At 65.2% G+C, this 14,707-nt stretch carries 14 protein-coding genes and 1 pseudogene; 7 read left to right on the top strand and 8 right to left on the bottom strand.

What is annotated here, in order from left to right:
* The first annotated feature begins 27 nt into the window (after positions 1-27).
* Positions 28-927, top strand: a complete 900-nt coding sequence (locus M3I56_RS25410) for a LysR family transcriptional regulator (protein WP_254356273.1) — start codon at positions 28-30, stop codon at positions 925-927.
* A 60-nt stretch (positions 928-987) separates the two neighbouring features.
* Here M3I56_RS25410 and M3I56_RS25415 read toward each other — a convergent pair.
* Together M3I56_RS25415 and M3I56_RS25420 are read right to left on the bottom strand one after the other, a co-directional pair.
* Positions 988-1,343 (bottom strand): annotated as a pseudogene (locus M3I56_RS25415) (LysE family transporter).
* Positions 1,344-1,550: 207 nt separating this feature from the next.
* Entirely contained in the window at positions 1,551-1,952 is a 402-nt protein-coding gene (locus tag M3I56_RS25420; RefSeq protein ID WP_254356274.1) for a muconolactone Delta-isomerase family protein, read from the bottom strand.
* Positions 1,953-2,060: 108 nt separating this feature from the next.
* On the opposite strand from M3I56_RS25420, the gene M3I56_RS25425 reads away from it, so the two are divergent.
* Together M3I56_RS25425 and M3I56_RS25430 are read left to right on the top strand one after the other, a co-directional pair.
* Positions 2,061-3,029, top strand: a complete 969-nt coding sequence (locus tag M3I56_RS25425; RefSeq protein ID WP_254356275.1) for a LysR family transcriptional regulator — start codon at positions 2,061-2,063, stop codon at positions 3,027-3,029.
* Positions 3,030-3,179: 150 nt separating this feature from the next.
* Entirely contained in the window at positions 3,180-4,199 is a 1,020-nt protein-coding gene (locus tag M3I56_RS25430) for an alcohol dehydrogenase (RefSeq protein WP_254356276.1), read from the top strand.
* A gap of 59 nt (positions 4,200-4,258) precedes the next feature.
* On the opposite strand, the gene M3I56_RS25435 is transcribed toward M3I56_RS25430, so the two are convergent.
* Positions 4,259-6,025 (bottom strand): SulP family inorganic anion transporter, encoded by a 1,767-nt coding sequence (locus tag M3I56_RS25435; RefSeq protein ID WP_254356277.1) that lies wholly within the window; start codon positions 6,023-6,025, stop codon positions 4,259-4,261.
* Positions 6,026-6,433: 408 nt separating this feature from the next.
* Here M3I56_RS25435 and M3I56_RS25440 point away from each other — a divergent pair, with 408 nt between their 5' ends.
* Positions 6,434-7,018, top strand: coding sequence for an ANTAR domain-containing response regulator (locus tag M3I56_RS25440; protein ID WP_028202453.1), 585 nt, complete (start codon positions 6,434-6,436; stop codon positions 7,016-7,018).
* Between the two features lie 20 nt (positions 7,019-7,038).
* Positions 7,039-8,160, top strand: a complete 1,122-nt coding sequence (locus M3I56_RS25445) for a CmpA/NrtA family ABC transporter substrate-binding protein (RefSeq protein WP_254356278.1) — start codon at positions 7,039-7,041, stop codon at positions 8,158-8,160.
* 24 nt (positions 8,161-8,184) lie between these two features.
* Here the strand turns inward: M3I56_RS25445 and M3I56_RS25450 are convergent, their stop codons facing one another.
* The 5 genes from M3I56_RS25450 to M3I56_RS25470 form a co-directional block, all read right to left on the bottom strand.
* Positions 8,185-8,478 (bottom strand): antibiotic biosynthesis monooxygenase, encoded by a 294-nt coding sequence (locus M3I56_RS25450; protein WP_028202455.1) that lies wholly within the window; start codon positions 8,476-8,478, stop codon positions 8,185-8,187.
* A 29-nt stretch (positions 8,479-8,507) separates the two neighbouring features.
* Positions 8,508-9,617 carry an NAD(P)/FAD-dependent oxidoreductase gene (locus tag M3I56_RS25455; protein WP_254356279.1) on the bottom strand — a complete coding sequence of 370 codons (1,110 nt, stop codon included), beginning with the start codon at positions 9,615-9,617 and terminating at the stop codon, positions 8,508-8,510.
* A gap of 161 nt (positions 9,618-9,778) precedes the next feature.
* A complete protein-coding gene (locus M3I56_RS25460) occupies positions 9,779-10,894 on the bottom strand; it encodes a porin (RefSeq protein WP_375541786.1) in 1,116 nt (371 codons plus the stop codon).
* A 194-nt stretch (positions 10,895-11,088) separates the two neighbouring features.
* A complete protein-coding gene (locus M3I56_RS25465) occupies positions 11,089-11,448 on the bottom strand; it encodes a protocatechuate 3,4-dioxygenase (RefSeq protein WP_028202458.1) in 360 nt (119 codons plus the stop codon).
* Positions 11,445-12,290, bottom strand: a complete 846-nt coding sequence (locus M3I56_RS25470) for a gallate dioxygenase (RefSeq protein WP_254356280.1) — start codon at positions 12,288-12,290, stop codon at positions 11,445-11,447. The genes M3I56_RS25465 and M3I56_RS25470 overlap by 4 nt, the downstream gene beginning before the upstream one ends.
* Before the next feature lie 373 nt (positions 12,291-12,663).
* Here M3I56_RS25470 and M3I56_RS25475 point away from each other — a divergent pair, with 373 nt between their 5' ends.
* Together M3I56_RS25475 and M3I56_RS25480 are read left to right on the top strand one after the other, a co-directional pair.
* Positions 12,664-13,404: a GntR family transcriptional regulator gene (locus M3I56_RS25475; RefSeq protein ID WP_254356281.1), complete on the top strand. Its 741-nt coding sequence runs from the start codon at positions 12,664-12,666 to the stop codon at positions 13,402-13,404.
* Between the two features lie 40 nt (positions 13,405-13,444).
* On the top strand, positions 13,445-14,704 hold the full coding sequence (locus tag M3I56_RS25480; protein ID WP_254356282.1) for a LysR family transcriptional regulator: 1,260 nt from the start codon (positions 13,445-13,447) through the stop codon (positions 14,702-14,704).
* Positions 14,705-14,707: the final 3 nt, after the last annotated feature.

Here is a 14,707-nt window from a genome sequence, read left to right on the forward strand (position 1 = left end):
CTCATCACTCTCAGTGCAGGAACAATCATGCTCAATCGCCTTGATCTCCTGAGGATCTTCCTGGCCGCCTCGTCATGTACGAGCTTTCGCGAAGCCGCCGCGCGACTTGGCGTTTCGCCGCAAGTGGTCACGCGCGCGGTGCGTGAGCTGGAGGAGCAACTGAGAGAAACCCTGTTCCATCGGAATACGCGACGCGTGCAGATCACGACGTTCGGCCAGTCGTTCGCCGCCCATGCTCAGGCTGCGCTCACGGGCGTCGACAGTCTGTTTGGCCAGGCAAGCATGAGTGACGACGCAATGGGCGTTGTGCGCATTACCGCGCCGTCAGCCCTGGGTCGCTACTACGTACAGCCGATCCTGATGGAATTGATGGCCCGTCATCCCGGTCTGATTGCCGACCTCAGACTCTCGGACGCCCCCTCGGCCGTCGTGGACGAGCAGATCGACGTAGGCGTGCGCGTGGGCGCAATTGGCGACAACCGGTTTGTCGCGCGTGCTATCGGTCCACTACCGGTATGGACAGTCGCCTCACCGGCATTGATCCAGAGAGTAGGAGAACCACGGAACCTGAAGGACCTCGAAGCGCTGCCTGTTACGTGCCTGATCGACTCCGCAAGCGGTCGTCCGTGGCCATGGATGTTCCGCGGAGAACGTCACTTCCAGCCTGCTGCGCCCGCATTCGTAACCAATGACACTTCTGTGGAAGTCGAAGCGGCGTGCGCGGGAATTGGCTTCAGCCAATGTACCGAATATCTGATTCGGCCTTACGTTCAGCGAGGTCAACTCGTCCGGCTTCTACCCCGCTTCGATCCCGAGCCCTGGAAGCTATACGTTTACCGTCCCCAACGCGGCCCGGTATCGAGGCGAATTCGTGTCGTATTCGACGAGCTGGTCGCCAGACTTCCCGTGGCAACGTTGCGTGAGTAGCTGGCGCGCGCCCTGAAGAACGAACGTCAGCTCAACACGAAAGCGAATACTGAAACCAGACTAGACACGCGTCGCCAGCAGTCTGATCCCGGCGATACCGAATACGACGGCCAGGCATCCTTCCAGCGCGCGACGGGTCCGCACGTACATCCTGCGAGCCGAATCCGTCGAAAAGAGGACGGCATAACCAACTGGGACCAGGCGATCAGGGCAGCCGACACGCCTGGCGTGGCCACTGTCGCCCAAAACATCGATCCCGAGATAACACCGAGTGCGAACATCATCGCCGCTTTACGGCCGTGACTGGCCGCGATGGACAAGACTGCAAGGTTGCTCGGCCCGGGACTCGCGGTGCCGACGAAATACGCTGCATCGGCAAGCAGCAGGTTGGTCGAGAAGAAGGCGTTTCCAGTCATGATCGGAAGATGTCCCAGCAACCATGGCTGGTGCGTCGCGACGCCATGTCCACCTTTTCGAGTTCAATCGCGATATCCGCTTCGCGTGCAACGATATGCGACGCAAACGAGCATGCTCCCGGCGAGTAATAAAGCTTCATGTTCGATCCCGACAACGAGTTTATTCATCAACCAACGGCGCTGCAGCCCGGCACGATCGAGCGCTTGCTACTGGGGGGAAGGCGGATTCAAGAGTTTGCTCAACGGCTTCAGCGGGCCTATTGGGAGGAGCGAGAATGTCATCAAGTGCGTTTTCCCCAAGGGCAGCGCCTCGAGCATTTCATGCGCTTGATTGACGTCCGTCACGTTCAGGATGAACACCACCCCAGTCCGGTCTTGCAGTGAATACCACTGGTCAATCTTGCCCTCGAGGTAGAGCTGCGCCGTCTCGCGCACTTCGGTCGGAAGAATGCGTTGGACAAGTTGCATGTCCGTGCCCGGCGGGAAAGTGCCAATCGCCAGAATCTTCGTGATTGGCGTGGCAGGCATAGGCGTGGTTTGCGACATGGAAACTCCAGCAAAAGCGACCAGCACAGCGGCTATGGTCAAATTAAGGAGAAGGCGTTTCATTCAGCGTCCCGTTACCGTGGTGTGAGCCGCTGATGCTCCGGCCCAATGGCTGGTGCCAAGGTATCATCGCTATTCGCAAGCGGCTATTCATCACATGGTTGACGGGCCATGAAGCAGAACTTCACAGTCAGGCAGGGCGCGCTGGACGGCGTGGAGGTGTTCCTGCGCGTTGCCCAGCATCGCAGTTTTCGCAAGGCGGCCGCGGAGCTCGGTGTGACGCCCTCGGCTATCAGTCAGACGGTGCGCGTACTCGAAGCGCGCATTGGCGCGGCGCTCTTCATCCGCAACTCGCGCAGTGTCGGCTTGACCGAAGCCGGCGAAAAGTTTTTCGCGCGCGCCAAGCCCGCCTTCGAGGAACTGGTCGCCGCCAGTGAGGTGGCGCGTGGACTCGGCCAGCGACCGGCTGGATTGCTGCGTCTCTCGGCGCCGCGCGCGGTGATCCCCACTCTGCTGGAACTAGTCACATCGTTCTGCCGGGCTTATCCCGAGGTCGAGGTGGAGCTTGCTGCGAGCAAGGAGGTGACCGACCTTGCTGCCGAAGGATTCGACGCCGCCGTCCGGCAGGGGCATCTCGTTGCTCCCGATATGGTCGCGGTGCCAATGACGCCGCCATTCCGTCTCATCGTCGTCGGCAGCCCTGTCTACTTCGCCGGGTTCAGTCCGCCCACCCACCCGAACGACCTGCGCCAGCATGCCTGCTTGCGATGGCGGCGGTCCAACGGCGCGCTCGCCCTATGGTCGTTCGACGACGACAACCAGCCGATCGAGATCGCCGTATCCGGCCCCCTCATTGCCAGTGACTTTCCCACCGTCCTTGGCGCTGCGTTAGAAGGCCTGGGCCTCGCCCAGGTACCCGAGCCTCTGGCCGCTGGCGGATTGAGATCGGGAGAACTGATCGAGGTGCTAGAGGCCTACGCGCCGGTGAGGCCGGGGGTGTTTCTCTGCTATCCGGGCCGCCGGCAGGTCATGCCGAAACTGCGCGCATTCATCGATCATATGAAGAGCCGCACGGCGGCCGATGGAAAAGTCCGCGTACAAGCTGACGCGAAACGCGCGGGGACGCAACAAGAAGGCTGATTCCGCAAAGCCTTCACAAACGCCAAACGCTAACAAACATCTCCCACGCCGCGCAGCGCGATGCGCCTGCAGCATCGTCCTACAATGACGCAGTCGCCACACGTCGCCACGACATCATCGGCGGAAACCTCACTTTCCCAGGAGCAGACGATGCCAAAGATGCACGTAGTGCAGGTAGCAAACCCGGGCGCCCCTCTCGAGCTGGTCGAGCGCGATATTCCCGAGCCCCCCGAGGGACACGTCCTCGTCAAGGTGCAGGCCTGCGGGATCTGCCATAGCGATTCGCTCACGAAGGAAGGCCAGTGGCCCGGCCTGCAGTTTCCTCGCGTGCCCGGCCACGAGATCGCAGGCGTGATCGAAAAGGTCGGTGCGCGCGTCGACGAATGGAAGGTCGGGCAGCGCGTCGGCGTGGGCTGGCACGGCGGCCACTGCGGCCATTGCGAACACTGCCGCCACGGCGACTTCGTGCTCTGCAAGAACGGCCAGATTCCCGGCATCAGCTACGACGGCGGCTACGCCGACTACATGGTGGCGCCGCAGGAAGCGCTCGCACGCATGCCCGACGACCTCTCCGACGTCGATGCCGCGCCGCTCCTGTGCGCCGGCATCACCACCTTCAACGCGCTGCGCCACAGCGGCGCACGCGCGGGCGATGTCGTGGCGATTCTCGGCATTGGCGGTCTCGGCCATCTCGGCGTGCAGTACGCCCGCAAAATGGGCTTCGTCACCGTGGCCATCGCGCGCGGGCAGGACAAGGCGCCGCTCGCGAAACAGCTCGGCGCGCATCACTACATCGACAGTTCCTCGCAGGACGTCGCGCAAGCCCTGCTCGCGCTGGGCGGCGCGCGCGTGATCCTCGCCACGGCCACGAGCGGCAAGGCCATGAGCGCTGCGCTGGGCGGGCTCGGCCTGAACGGCAAGCTGATCATGATCGGCGTGTCGCAGGAACCCGTGGAAGTGCCGATCACGCAGTTCATCATGGGTCGCCACTCGGTGCAGGGCTGGCCCTCGGGCACCGCCGCCGATTCTCAGGAGACCCTGGCATTCAGCGCACTCTCGGGCGTGAAGCCGATGATCGAGGAATATCCGCTGTCGCGCGCGGCGGAAGCCTATGAGCGGATGATGAGCGGCAAGGCGCGCTTTCGCGTGGTGCTCAAGCCCGGCGCCTGAGTGGCATCGAAGCGAAGTGCGGTGCGGTGCTGCGAGGCCGGCGCCGCATCGGCTTTGCACTACCGTCCCGCTTGAGGCCCGGCTTCGTCCTTCGCGAGGCAGGCTTCGTCGACATAGCGATCGACAGCACTGCTTACGGTAGGATCGAAGCAGTCCGGGCCGATGTCTTCGAGCAAATCGAAGCGCTTGAGCTTGTCGCGCACCGGGTCCTTCATCTCCGCGAAATGCAGCGCGATGCCGCGCTCGCGCAACGCATGGGTCAGTTCGCGCAGCATGTCGGCGGACGTGACGTCCACACTCGTCACGGGCTCCGCCGCCACCACGACCCGCCGCACCGGCGTGGGCGACGCTTCCACCGCTTCCATCAGGCGCTGCTGGAACAACTCGGCATTCGCGAAGAACAACGGCGCGTCCCAGCGAAACAGCACGAGTCCCGGCATACGCACCGCTTCGGGATAGCGCTCGATGTCGTGATACCCGCGCACCCCTTCCACGCGGCCGAGCACCGCGAAGTGGGGCCGCCAGCCGTCCCAGAGGAATTCGATCACGGCGATCAGGACGGCGAGGCCAATGCCGGGAATCGCCCCGAAAACCGCGACGGCCACGAAGCAACCGATCGACAGCCAGAACTCCCACTGCTGGATCCGGTAGATACGTTTGAGATCCGTGATTTCGAACAGCCCGAGCGCGGCGGCAATCACCACGGCGCCGAGCGCGCTATTGGGCAAATAGCGCAACAGATTGGGCGCGACCAACAGCAGCGCCGCCACGGCGAGTGCCCCCACTACGCCGGTTAGCTGCGTGCGGGCGCCTGCGGCTTCGGCAACCGGCGTGCGCGACGAGCTACTGCTGATCGGGAAGCCCTGGAACAAGCCGGCCGCGAAGTTCGCCACGCCGAGTCCCACCATCTCCTGGTTCGGGTCGACGCGCGCGTGAAAGCGCGCCGCATAGGTGCGCGAGAGCACGCTCGTATCGGCGAAGGCGATCAACGCGACGGCCGCGCCGCCCAGGACGATCTTGACCAGGTCCGCGTTGGCGACCCACGGCAGCGAGAGTCCAGGCAAGCCCTGGGGAATCGTGCCCAGCACTTTCACGCCCATGGCGTCGAGATGGAAGAGACTGACCGTGAGCGTGGCCACGACCACGGCGATCAGGATGCCGGGCACCTTGTCGAAGCGCTTGAGCACGAGGATCAGCACGAGGCTTCCCGCGCCCACGGCAAAGCTGTACCAGTTGGCCTCGCCGCGCGCGACGCCCTGAACGAGGCTGAGCAGGTCTCTCATCGGGCCCTGCTCGTCGATGGAGACGGCGAAGAGTTTCGGCAACTGGCTGATGAGCACGGCGAGCGCAATGCCGTTCATGTAGCCGTATCGAATGGGCTTGGACAGCAGTTCCGTGATGAAGCCGAGGCGCAACAGCCCCATGACGACGCAGACGAGCCCGGAAACGATCGCCATCATGCTCGCCACGCCGATGGCGCGTGCGGGGTCCCCGCCCGCGACCTGCACCACGACGGCGAGTATCGGCGCGGCAAGCGCGGAGTCGGGGCCGAGCACGAGAATGCGGCTGGGCCCGAAAATGGCGTAGGCCAGCAGCGGAATGATCGTGGCGTAGAGACCGTAGACACCGGGCACGCCCGACGCCGCCGCGTAGGCAATGCCGACCGGCACGAGCATGGTGGTCAGCACCAGTCCCGCAGCGAGATCGTTGAGCAACCAGGCGCGTTGATAGGTTTTGAACAACGTGACGCCGGGCAGCCAGCGCAGCCAGGGCCGACTTGCGCTTGCACTGGCGGGCTGCGCGTGGGGGGAAGCGGGTCTTTCCATTTCCATTGGCCGGTTAATTGTCGTGGGAATGCTGGCGCTGGGAATCGTGGAGCCGACGGCGTGCGCTAAAAAGCATAGTTGAAATAGGCGTGTCACAAAAGCCGCGCTCCGCTGCCTTGACTTCGGGATCCTGGGCGCGCATTCAGGCCGTCCTGCCGCACTTTTTCGGGCATCGCCCGCCGGCGCTGCGCCAACCGGGTGCGCCGCATCGACTCCCGCACTGCTGCGGTGCACAACGCGTTGCGCGCCGCATTTCCGCACGGCGCGCCCGAAACCCCATCCGGCACGGCTTTGCGGCCAACGGACAAACTGGCACGCACCTTGCTGAATCCTCATGCGCGCCCAGCGATGGCGCGCAATGCACCGATTAACCGTCGAAGACGTCACGCCGACGACCACCGAATCCCCATGCTGCGCGTACTACTCGTAACCGACACCGACAAGCCTATCGGCGACCTGCGCGACGCGCTCGCCAAGCTCGGCTACGACATGCTCGCCGAGCCCGCGACGCCGCAGGCGCTGCATCGCGTCGTCGAGCGCGAGCGGCCCGACGTCATCATCATCGATACCGAGTCGCCCTCGCGCGACACGCTCGAACAGCTCGCGGTGATGAACGCCACCGCGCCGCGCCCGGTGCTGATGTTCAGCCACGACGCCAACCAGCAGCTCATCCGCTCGGCCGTGAACGCGGGTGTGACCGCGTACCTCGTGGAAGGGCTCGCGAGCGAGCGCCTCGCGCCGATCCTCGAAGTCGCGCTCGCGCGCTTCGCCCAGGAAGCGCAGTTGCGCGAGCGTCTCACGCAGGCCGAGAACGAACTGGCCGAGCGCAAGCTGATCGACCGCGCGAAGCGCATCCTGATGGAGCAACAGAAGCTGACCGAGCCCGCCGCCTACGCGGCGCTGCGCAAGCGCGCGATGAACCAGAGCGTGAAGCTCGCCGAGGTCGCCCGCCAGATCGTCGCGCTCGCGCAAGCCCAGGAACGACCCGATTGAGCAGGAACGAAGCGCCGCCCATGAACGCCACCCCCACCCTCGCCGCGCCCGAGAAGACCCATCTGAAGATCGGCTTCGTGCCGCTCGCCGACGCCGCGCCGCTCGTCGCCGCGAAGCTGCTGGAGTTCGGCCACGCGCACGGCCTCACGCTCGAACTCTCGCGCCAGCCCTCGTGGGCCGCGCTGCGCGACAAGCTGCTGTCCGGCGAACTCGACGCCGCGCATTCGCTTTACGGGCTCGTGTATGGCGTGCAGCTCGGCCTGGGCGGCCCGCAGACCGACATGGCCGTGCTGATGGTGCTCAACCGCAACGGCCAGGCAATTTCGCTCTCGAACCGTCTCGCGGATGCGCTCGCCGAACACGGCTCGCTGCCGCGCGCGCTCGCGACGCTAGCGCGCAAGCCCGTGTTCGCGCAGACCTTCCCCACCGGCACGCACGCGATGTGGCTGTACTACTGGCTCGCTTCGCAGGGCGTGCATCCGCTGCGCGATATCGAGAGCGTGGTGATACCGCCGCCGCAGATGGTGGCCGCGCTCGCCGAAGATCGCCTCGACGGCCTGTGCGTGGGCGAGCCGTGGCCAGGGCTTGCGCAGCAGCGCGGCGTGGGACGCACGATCATCGCGAGCGGGGCGATCTGGCCGGATCATCCCGAGAAGGTGCTGGCCTGCCGGCGCGATTTCGTGGAACGCCATCCGAACACGTCTCGCGCGCTCGTGCAGACGATGCTCGAAGCGTGCCGCTGGCTGGACGGCGAAGGCAATCGGCGCGAGATTGCGCAGTGGCTCGCGCGCCCGGAGATGCTGGGTGTAGACGCCGCGCTGATCGCCGCGCGGCTCGAAGCGGACGCGGCATCACGCACGCCGGGCATGAAGTTCTTCGAGGAAGGCCGCGTCAACTATCCGCACGAATCCGAAGGCGTGTGGTTTCTGACCCAGTTCGAACGATGGGGCATGCTCGCGCGCCGAAGCGACTACGGCGAGATCGCGCGCGGCTTGAACCAGACGGCGCTGTACGGGCAAGCGGCGGCGGCGATGGGAATCGCGCTGCCCGCCGGGACGGCTACCGCGCCGTTCGTCGATGGACGCGTTTGGGACGGAGAAGACGCGGTGGGGTATGTGGAGGGGTTCGGTATCAAGGCGTAAGCGCGGCTGGCCGCGCTCAGCCTGTCACTTCACGACGACCTGCGTGTGCCCCACGACAGGCGGCTTCTCGAAGTACGGACCGACGAGGCGGCGCCATTCCTGAAAGTCATCCGACTCGCGAAAGTGCACCATGTGATCCTCGACGGTATCCCACTGCACGACGAGCACATACTGGTTCGGCTCTTCCACGCCGCGCTGCAGTTCCACGCTGCGGCAGCCGCGCGCGCGGTGAAAGAGCGGCAGCGCCTGCGCCACGTTTGCCTCGAATTCGGCGTTCTTGCCTGCGCTCACCGTGATGTGCGCCATCTCGTAGACCATCCTGTTCTCCTTGTGATTCGCTAGTGCAGTCAGTGTGTGTTCAGCCGGTCGATCACTTCGTCCGCAATCGCGAGCGAAGCCGTCAGCCCCGGCGACTCGATGCCGTAGAGGTTCACGAGCCCGCTCACGCCATGCTCGCGCGCGTCCTGGATCACGAAGTCGCCGCCATGCTTGCCCGCGGCCAGCTTCGGGCGAATGCCAGCATAACCCGGTTGCAGCGCGTCGTCAGGCAGCGCGGGCCAGTAGGTGCGAATCGCCTCGTAGAATTTCGCCGCGCGGCCCGGGTCCACGGTGTAGTCGATCGTGTCGATCCACTCCACGTCGGGACCGAAGCGTGCCTGGTGGCCAAGGTCGATCGTCAGGTGCACGCCCAGCCCCCCTTCCTCCGGCACCGGATAGATGAGCCGCGAAAACGGCGCCGCGCCCGCAAGCGAGTAGTAATTGCCCTTCGCGTAGCGCCCCGGCGGGATCGATTGCGCCGGCACGCCTTCGATGCAAGCCGCGACCGGCTGCGCGTAAAGGCCCGCGCTGTTCACCACGCGCGTGGCGAGCAATTCCATCGGCTCGTCGCCGCCTACCTTCAGGAGCGTCGGCTGGCCCGGCCGCGCGAGGCCGCCCGTGACCGGCGAGCAAAACGCGAGCATGCCGCCCGCCGCTTCGAAGTCGCCCTGCAGCGCGAGCATCAACCCGTGGCTGTCGACGATGCCCGTGGAGGGCGATTCGAGCGCCGCCACGCACTCGAGCGCGGGTTCCCGTGAGCGCGCCTCGCCGCGGTCGAGCCAGCGCAAGTCGTCCACGCCGTTGGCGGCCGCCGCCGCGCGAATCGCACGCAGCGCGTCGAGTTGCCCTTCGTGCGTCGCGACGATGAACTTGCCGCAACGGCTGAATTCCACGCCCCTCTCTTCGCAATACGCGTAGAGCTTGTGCTTGCCTTGCACGCACAGCCGCGCCTTGAGCGAGCCTTGCGGGTAGTAAATGCCCGCGTGTATCACTTCGCTGTTGCGCGAGCTGGTGCCCGTGCCGATGGCGTTCTCGCCCTCGACGAGGACCGTTTCCCAGCCCTGCTGCGCGCACGCGCGCGCCACCGCGAGACCGACCACGCCCGCGCCGATCACGACGCAATCCACCGTATCCGTCATGAAACTTCCTTCCTCGTCACGCGAGTGCTGTTTCGACTGGCGCTATTTTGCCCAATTCGCTCGCCTTTCGTGAAAGGATGCGCACCATGAAAAAAACGCCGCCCGATCGGTCGATCGGGCGGCGTCAAACAACTACCGGAGATGATGAAGCTAGCGGTGCATTAGAAGTGCGTATGCAGGCCCACGCGCGCAACCGCCTGGCTCTGACCGCTCGAAGCGCCATCCGAGGAGTTCATGCCGTTGATCTGCGCAAGACCGCCCGAGCTGGCGCGCTGGTACACGCCCAGCACGTACACGCTTGTGCGCTTGGAAAGCGCGTAATCGACGATCGCCGCGACCTGGTGCGCGTGATTGTTGTCGACCACGTCGTTGCCCTTCATGTACATGTACGACGCGCCGGCGCTGAGTGCAGGCGTGAAGTTGTAGTGCGCGCCCACCGAGCCCTGATACACCGAGCCGCCGTTGGCCGAGTTGTGCACGGTGGTGAAGAGCGCGTTCGTGATCCAGCCGCCGAAACGGTAGTGCGCGCCGATACCCCAGTTACGCACGCTCACGTCGCCTTCGCCCGTCACGACCGTCTTGAGGTTCGTATAAGCCGCGTTCACGCCGAACTCATGCGCCGAGTAGTTCAGCGCGAAGCTCGTGCCGTTGGCCGTGCCGATCGAACCGGCCACGCCACCGAAGCTGTACATCGCGCCCGCGCTGAAACCGCCGAACGTCGGCGACAGATACTTCACCGAGTTGTTGACGGTTTCGCCAGCCATGCGGTCCCAGTCGAACGACCCGGTCGGGTTGTTCGGCAGCGCGAGCTTCTGGAACGGACCCGCGCGGAAATCGTAGAAGTGGCCCGAGAGTTCCGCCGGATCGTCGCCCGCGAAATACAGCGAGTCCGTCATGAAGTCGTACTGGTTACCGAGCGTGAGCTTGCCCAGCTTGTCGTTGCTCAGACCCAGAATCGACGTACGGCTGAAGAGACTCTTGTTCGGCATGAAGGCGCCGTTGTCCACCTGGAACTGGTTGACGAGCTGGAAGAAGGCCTTCGTGCCGCCGCCCAGGTCTTCCGTGCCGGTCATGCCCCAGAGGTTCGGGCCGTTCACGCCGTCGTCCATCTTGACGTTGTGCTTGCCGCCCTGGTTGCTCACGTAGGTAATGCCCGTGTCCATCATGCCGTAGAGCGTCACGCTGCTTTGCGCGAACGCCGGTGCAGCACACGCCATCACACCGATGGCCCCCGTAATCGCCAATGCAATCTTTTTGTACTGCTTATGATCCTGCATTCTCCAAGTCTCCTGTTTTGAACAAACCTGTTTATTCGAGCATCGAAGGGTAGCGCTCTCGCCGCCCCGAGATCCGGCGAGCCGCACGAGAAGCGCGCGGCATGTGGGGCCGCGCGGGTCAAACGCGTTCGAGTGGGCGAAGCGCCCGCCCGAACGCAAAAGCGATTCAGGACATCAACCGGTCAGGCAAACGCTCAGACCGCGTCGGGCACCTTGCGCGTCTTCAGGAACGCTTCGAGGGTTTCGCCGCGCATACTCGCGTACATGCCGAGATTCGTGATCTTCACCACGCGCGCGAACTTCTCGAGCACGAAGAAGCACACGCCGTATTGAATGAGGCCGAGCCAGTCCGTTGCGTCGACGAGCGCGCGCTCCTCGCTGGTGAGCGCGGCGGCGTCGTAGGCGGCCTTGCGGTCGCGCAGCCACAGTTCGCGCGCTTGCGGCAGGCGCATTTCCCAGAAGAAGCGATTCAGGCGCATGGCCTTCATGCTCTGGCGAATGTCGAAGGGGTACGTGCCCGTCAGTTCCTCGATGCCAACCAGTTGCGGATTCATTGCTGGCCCTCTTCCTCGTACACCGTGACCGCCATCGCCGTGCTGGTCGCGAGATAGTAATTGCGATGGACTTCGCGGAGCTTGCCGCCCAGCGCCCCGCGCATGGCGAGCCACATGATCGTCTCCACGCTTTCCGCGCCGCCGAGGCGCACGTAGTCCACGTGCTTCATGCGTGCGAGGCGCTCCGGATCGTCGACGATCAGGTCGAGGAACTCCATGTCCCATTCGGTGTTGTTGTAGCCGCTACGCTCGCCGTGCACCTGGTGCGAAAGCCCGCCCGTGCCGACCACCACCACGTCGAGATCCTGCTCGAACGATTCGATCGCGCGGCGCAGCGCCTGGCCGATCCGGTAGCAGCGGTTGGCCGTGGGCAGCGGATACTGGAGCACGTTCACCTGGATCGGCACCAGCGCCGCGGGCCAGCCGCCTTCGTGCGGCAGCATGAGCGAAAGCGGCGAGTTGCAGCCGTGGTCGAGCGGCTTGTCCTGGAAGATCGTGAGATCGAACTCGTCGTGTACGAGTTGCTCGGCGATATGGATCGCGAGATCGGGGTGGCCCGCGATGTCCGGCAGCGCCCGCTTGCCCGCGCCTTCGTCGGCGAACTCGTGCCTGGCGGAAACGCCCAGCGCGAACGTCGGGTAGCAGTCGAAGAAGAAGCTGTTGGCGTGGTCGTTGTAGAACATCACGAGCGCGTCCGGCTTGCGCCCGGCGAGCCACTGCGCCACCGGTTCGTACCCCTGGAAGAGCGGCGCCCACGCGGGTTCGTTCTGCTTGCCCTTGTCGTATGCCATGCCGATTGTCGGCACGTGCGATGTGCCGATGCCGCCCACTATTCTTGCCATGATCTTGCCCTCTGCTGCTGTTCATGCGGCGCACTCGCGCCGCGCTGGACCGGATGCGTCGACGGACGCCTTCGATCCAGCACTTGGGATACGAAATTACAAAAATGCCGCCCGAACCGTAAGCAAGGGTTAACCACGAATTTTTCCCTTTCCCTCATGAATTCAAGGCTTGTGCGCGCTTGCGCACACTCGGCCGATCGCGCAAACCCGCGCGCCGCAACGGTTTTTGGTATCCTGAAACACCATTGCGGGAACTGCGGCCGATCCGGCCCGGCACCCCCCTCATAAACGAAACAGATATCAAAAGAACGAACTCGCAAGGGCCACGCGCGCCATACGCCGCGCGCCTCGCCCGTGGCGATTCACGCAAGACATGAACGGGACGACCCAGCAAACCATCGTGCAGGCGCTGCGCACGCGCATCCTCTCCGGCGAACTCGAGCCCGGCGAGCGGCTCGTCGAGGCGCAGCTCGCCGAGCGACTCGGCATTTCGCGCACGCCGCTGCGCTATGCGCTGAGTGTGCTCGCGACCGAAGGCCTCGTCGAGCGCTCGGGCGCGCGCGGCTACACCGTGCGGCGCTTTTCGGTGACCGACGTGCTCAACGCCATCGACGTGCGCGGCGTACTCGAAGGGCTCGCCGCACGCACGGTTGCCGAGCGCGGCGTGGACGCGGCGCTCGCCCGCGCGCTCGAAGACTGCCTGCGCGAAGGCGACGCGATTTTCGCGGCCGGCGTGCTCGACAGCGAAGCGGAAACGCGCTACGCCGCGATGAACGGCCGCTTCCACGCACTGATTGTGCAAGCGGCGCACAATCTTGCGGTGAGCGCCGCGCTCGGGCTCAACGACAAGATTCCATTCGTCTCGCCGGGCACGGTGGTGTTCGACAAGGCCGCGCAGCAGCGCCAGTTCATGATGCTGTCGTATGCGCACCGCCAGCATCACGCCATCGTCGGCGCGCTCGTGAACGGCGAAGGCGCGCGCGTCGAGGCGCTAATGAAAGAGCACACGCATATTTCGAAGGAGAGCCTCAATCTCTCGGTCGACCGGCTGCATCTGAGCGCGGCCGACAACGTCGCCGCCGCAGTTGGCACGATTGCCACGGTCGCCGCATGAGACACGGCGCGTATCCCACCCAAAACGACATGATCGAGCCGTGAGCCAGCCCGAACTTCTGAACCTCGCGCATCTGCGTGCTTTTCGCCTCGTTGCCGACACAGGCAGCGCCACGCGCGCCGCTTCGGCCCTGTATCGCGCGCAATCGGCCGTCACGCGCTCGGTGCAGGAACTGGAGACGGCGCTGGGCGCGCCGCTCTTCGAGCGCAAGCCCTCGGGCATGCTGCCCACGGCCGTGGGCCGCGTGGTGCTCGAGCGCTGCGCGCGCATTTTCGGCGAACTGGAAGAACTCGCGCAGTGGTGCGCCGCGCGCCAGGCGCGCCGGCGCGCGTTGAGCGAAGGCACGCTGCCCGCGTATCTGCTCAACACCCGGCGGCTGCAGCTATTCGTTGCTCTCGCGCGGCACCGCCATATGCCGAGCACGGCTAATGCATTCGGCATCAGCCAGCCCGCCGTGAGCAGCGCCATGCGCGTGCTCGAAAGCGGCTCGGGTGTCACGCTCTTCCATCGCGGGCCGCGCGGCGTGCTGCTCACGGCCGAGGGCGAGACCTTCCTGCTGCACGTGCGGCGCGCGCTCAACGAACTGCGCCACGTGCCCGACGATATCGCGGCGCTGCACGGCAATATCCAGGGCGCGGTGACGGTGGGTGCGCTGCCTTTGGGCCGCACGCTGATCCTGCCGGCCGCCATCGCGCGCCTTTCCGCGCAGCATCCGGGCGTGCGCGTGGTGACCGACGAAAGCGCTTATGAACTGCTCGTGGCGGGCCTGCGCGCGGGCGACGTGGACTTCGTGCTCGGCGCGCTGCGGGAAAACGATGCGGCAAGCGGCCTGGGCAACGAACGATTGATGTCGGAGGACATGATCGTGCTCGCGCGGCGCGATCATCCGCTCGCGAAAAAGCACGGCCTCACACTGAACGATCTGCGTGATGCGCAGTGGATACTTTCGCGCACGCATTCGCCCTCGCGCGGGCTGCTCGAAGCGCAGTTCCGCCGCGTGAAGCTCAAGCCGCCCCTGCCCACCGTCGAAACCGCCGATCTCGCCGTGATTCGCGGGCTGCTGCTCGGCACGGACATGATCACGGCGCTCTCGGCGCAGCAGTTGCACTACGAAATCGAATCGGGGCAGTTGGTGATTCTCGACGTGCCGCTGCAGCACACGCGCCGCGATATCGGGCTTACGCTGCGCGCGCAGGGCTCGCCCTCGCCTGCGGCACGCGCGCTGATCGACGCGATCCGGCTCGCGGTGATGGATGTTGCGCGCGCAACGCGCGTGGTGGAGGGGCGGCGCGCGGGGTGAATC

The sequence above is a fragment of the Paraburkholderia sp. CNPSo 3281 genome (genome assembly GCF_024206515.1).
Classification (GTDB): domain Bacteria; phylum Pseudomonadota; class Gammaproteobacteria; order Burkholderiales; family Burkholderiaceae; genus Paraburkholderia; species Paraburkholderia nodosa.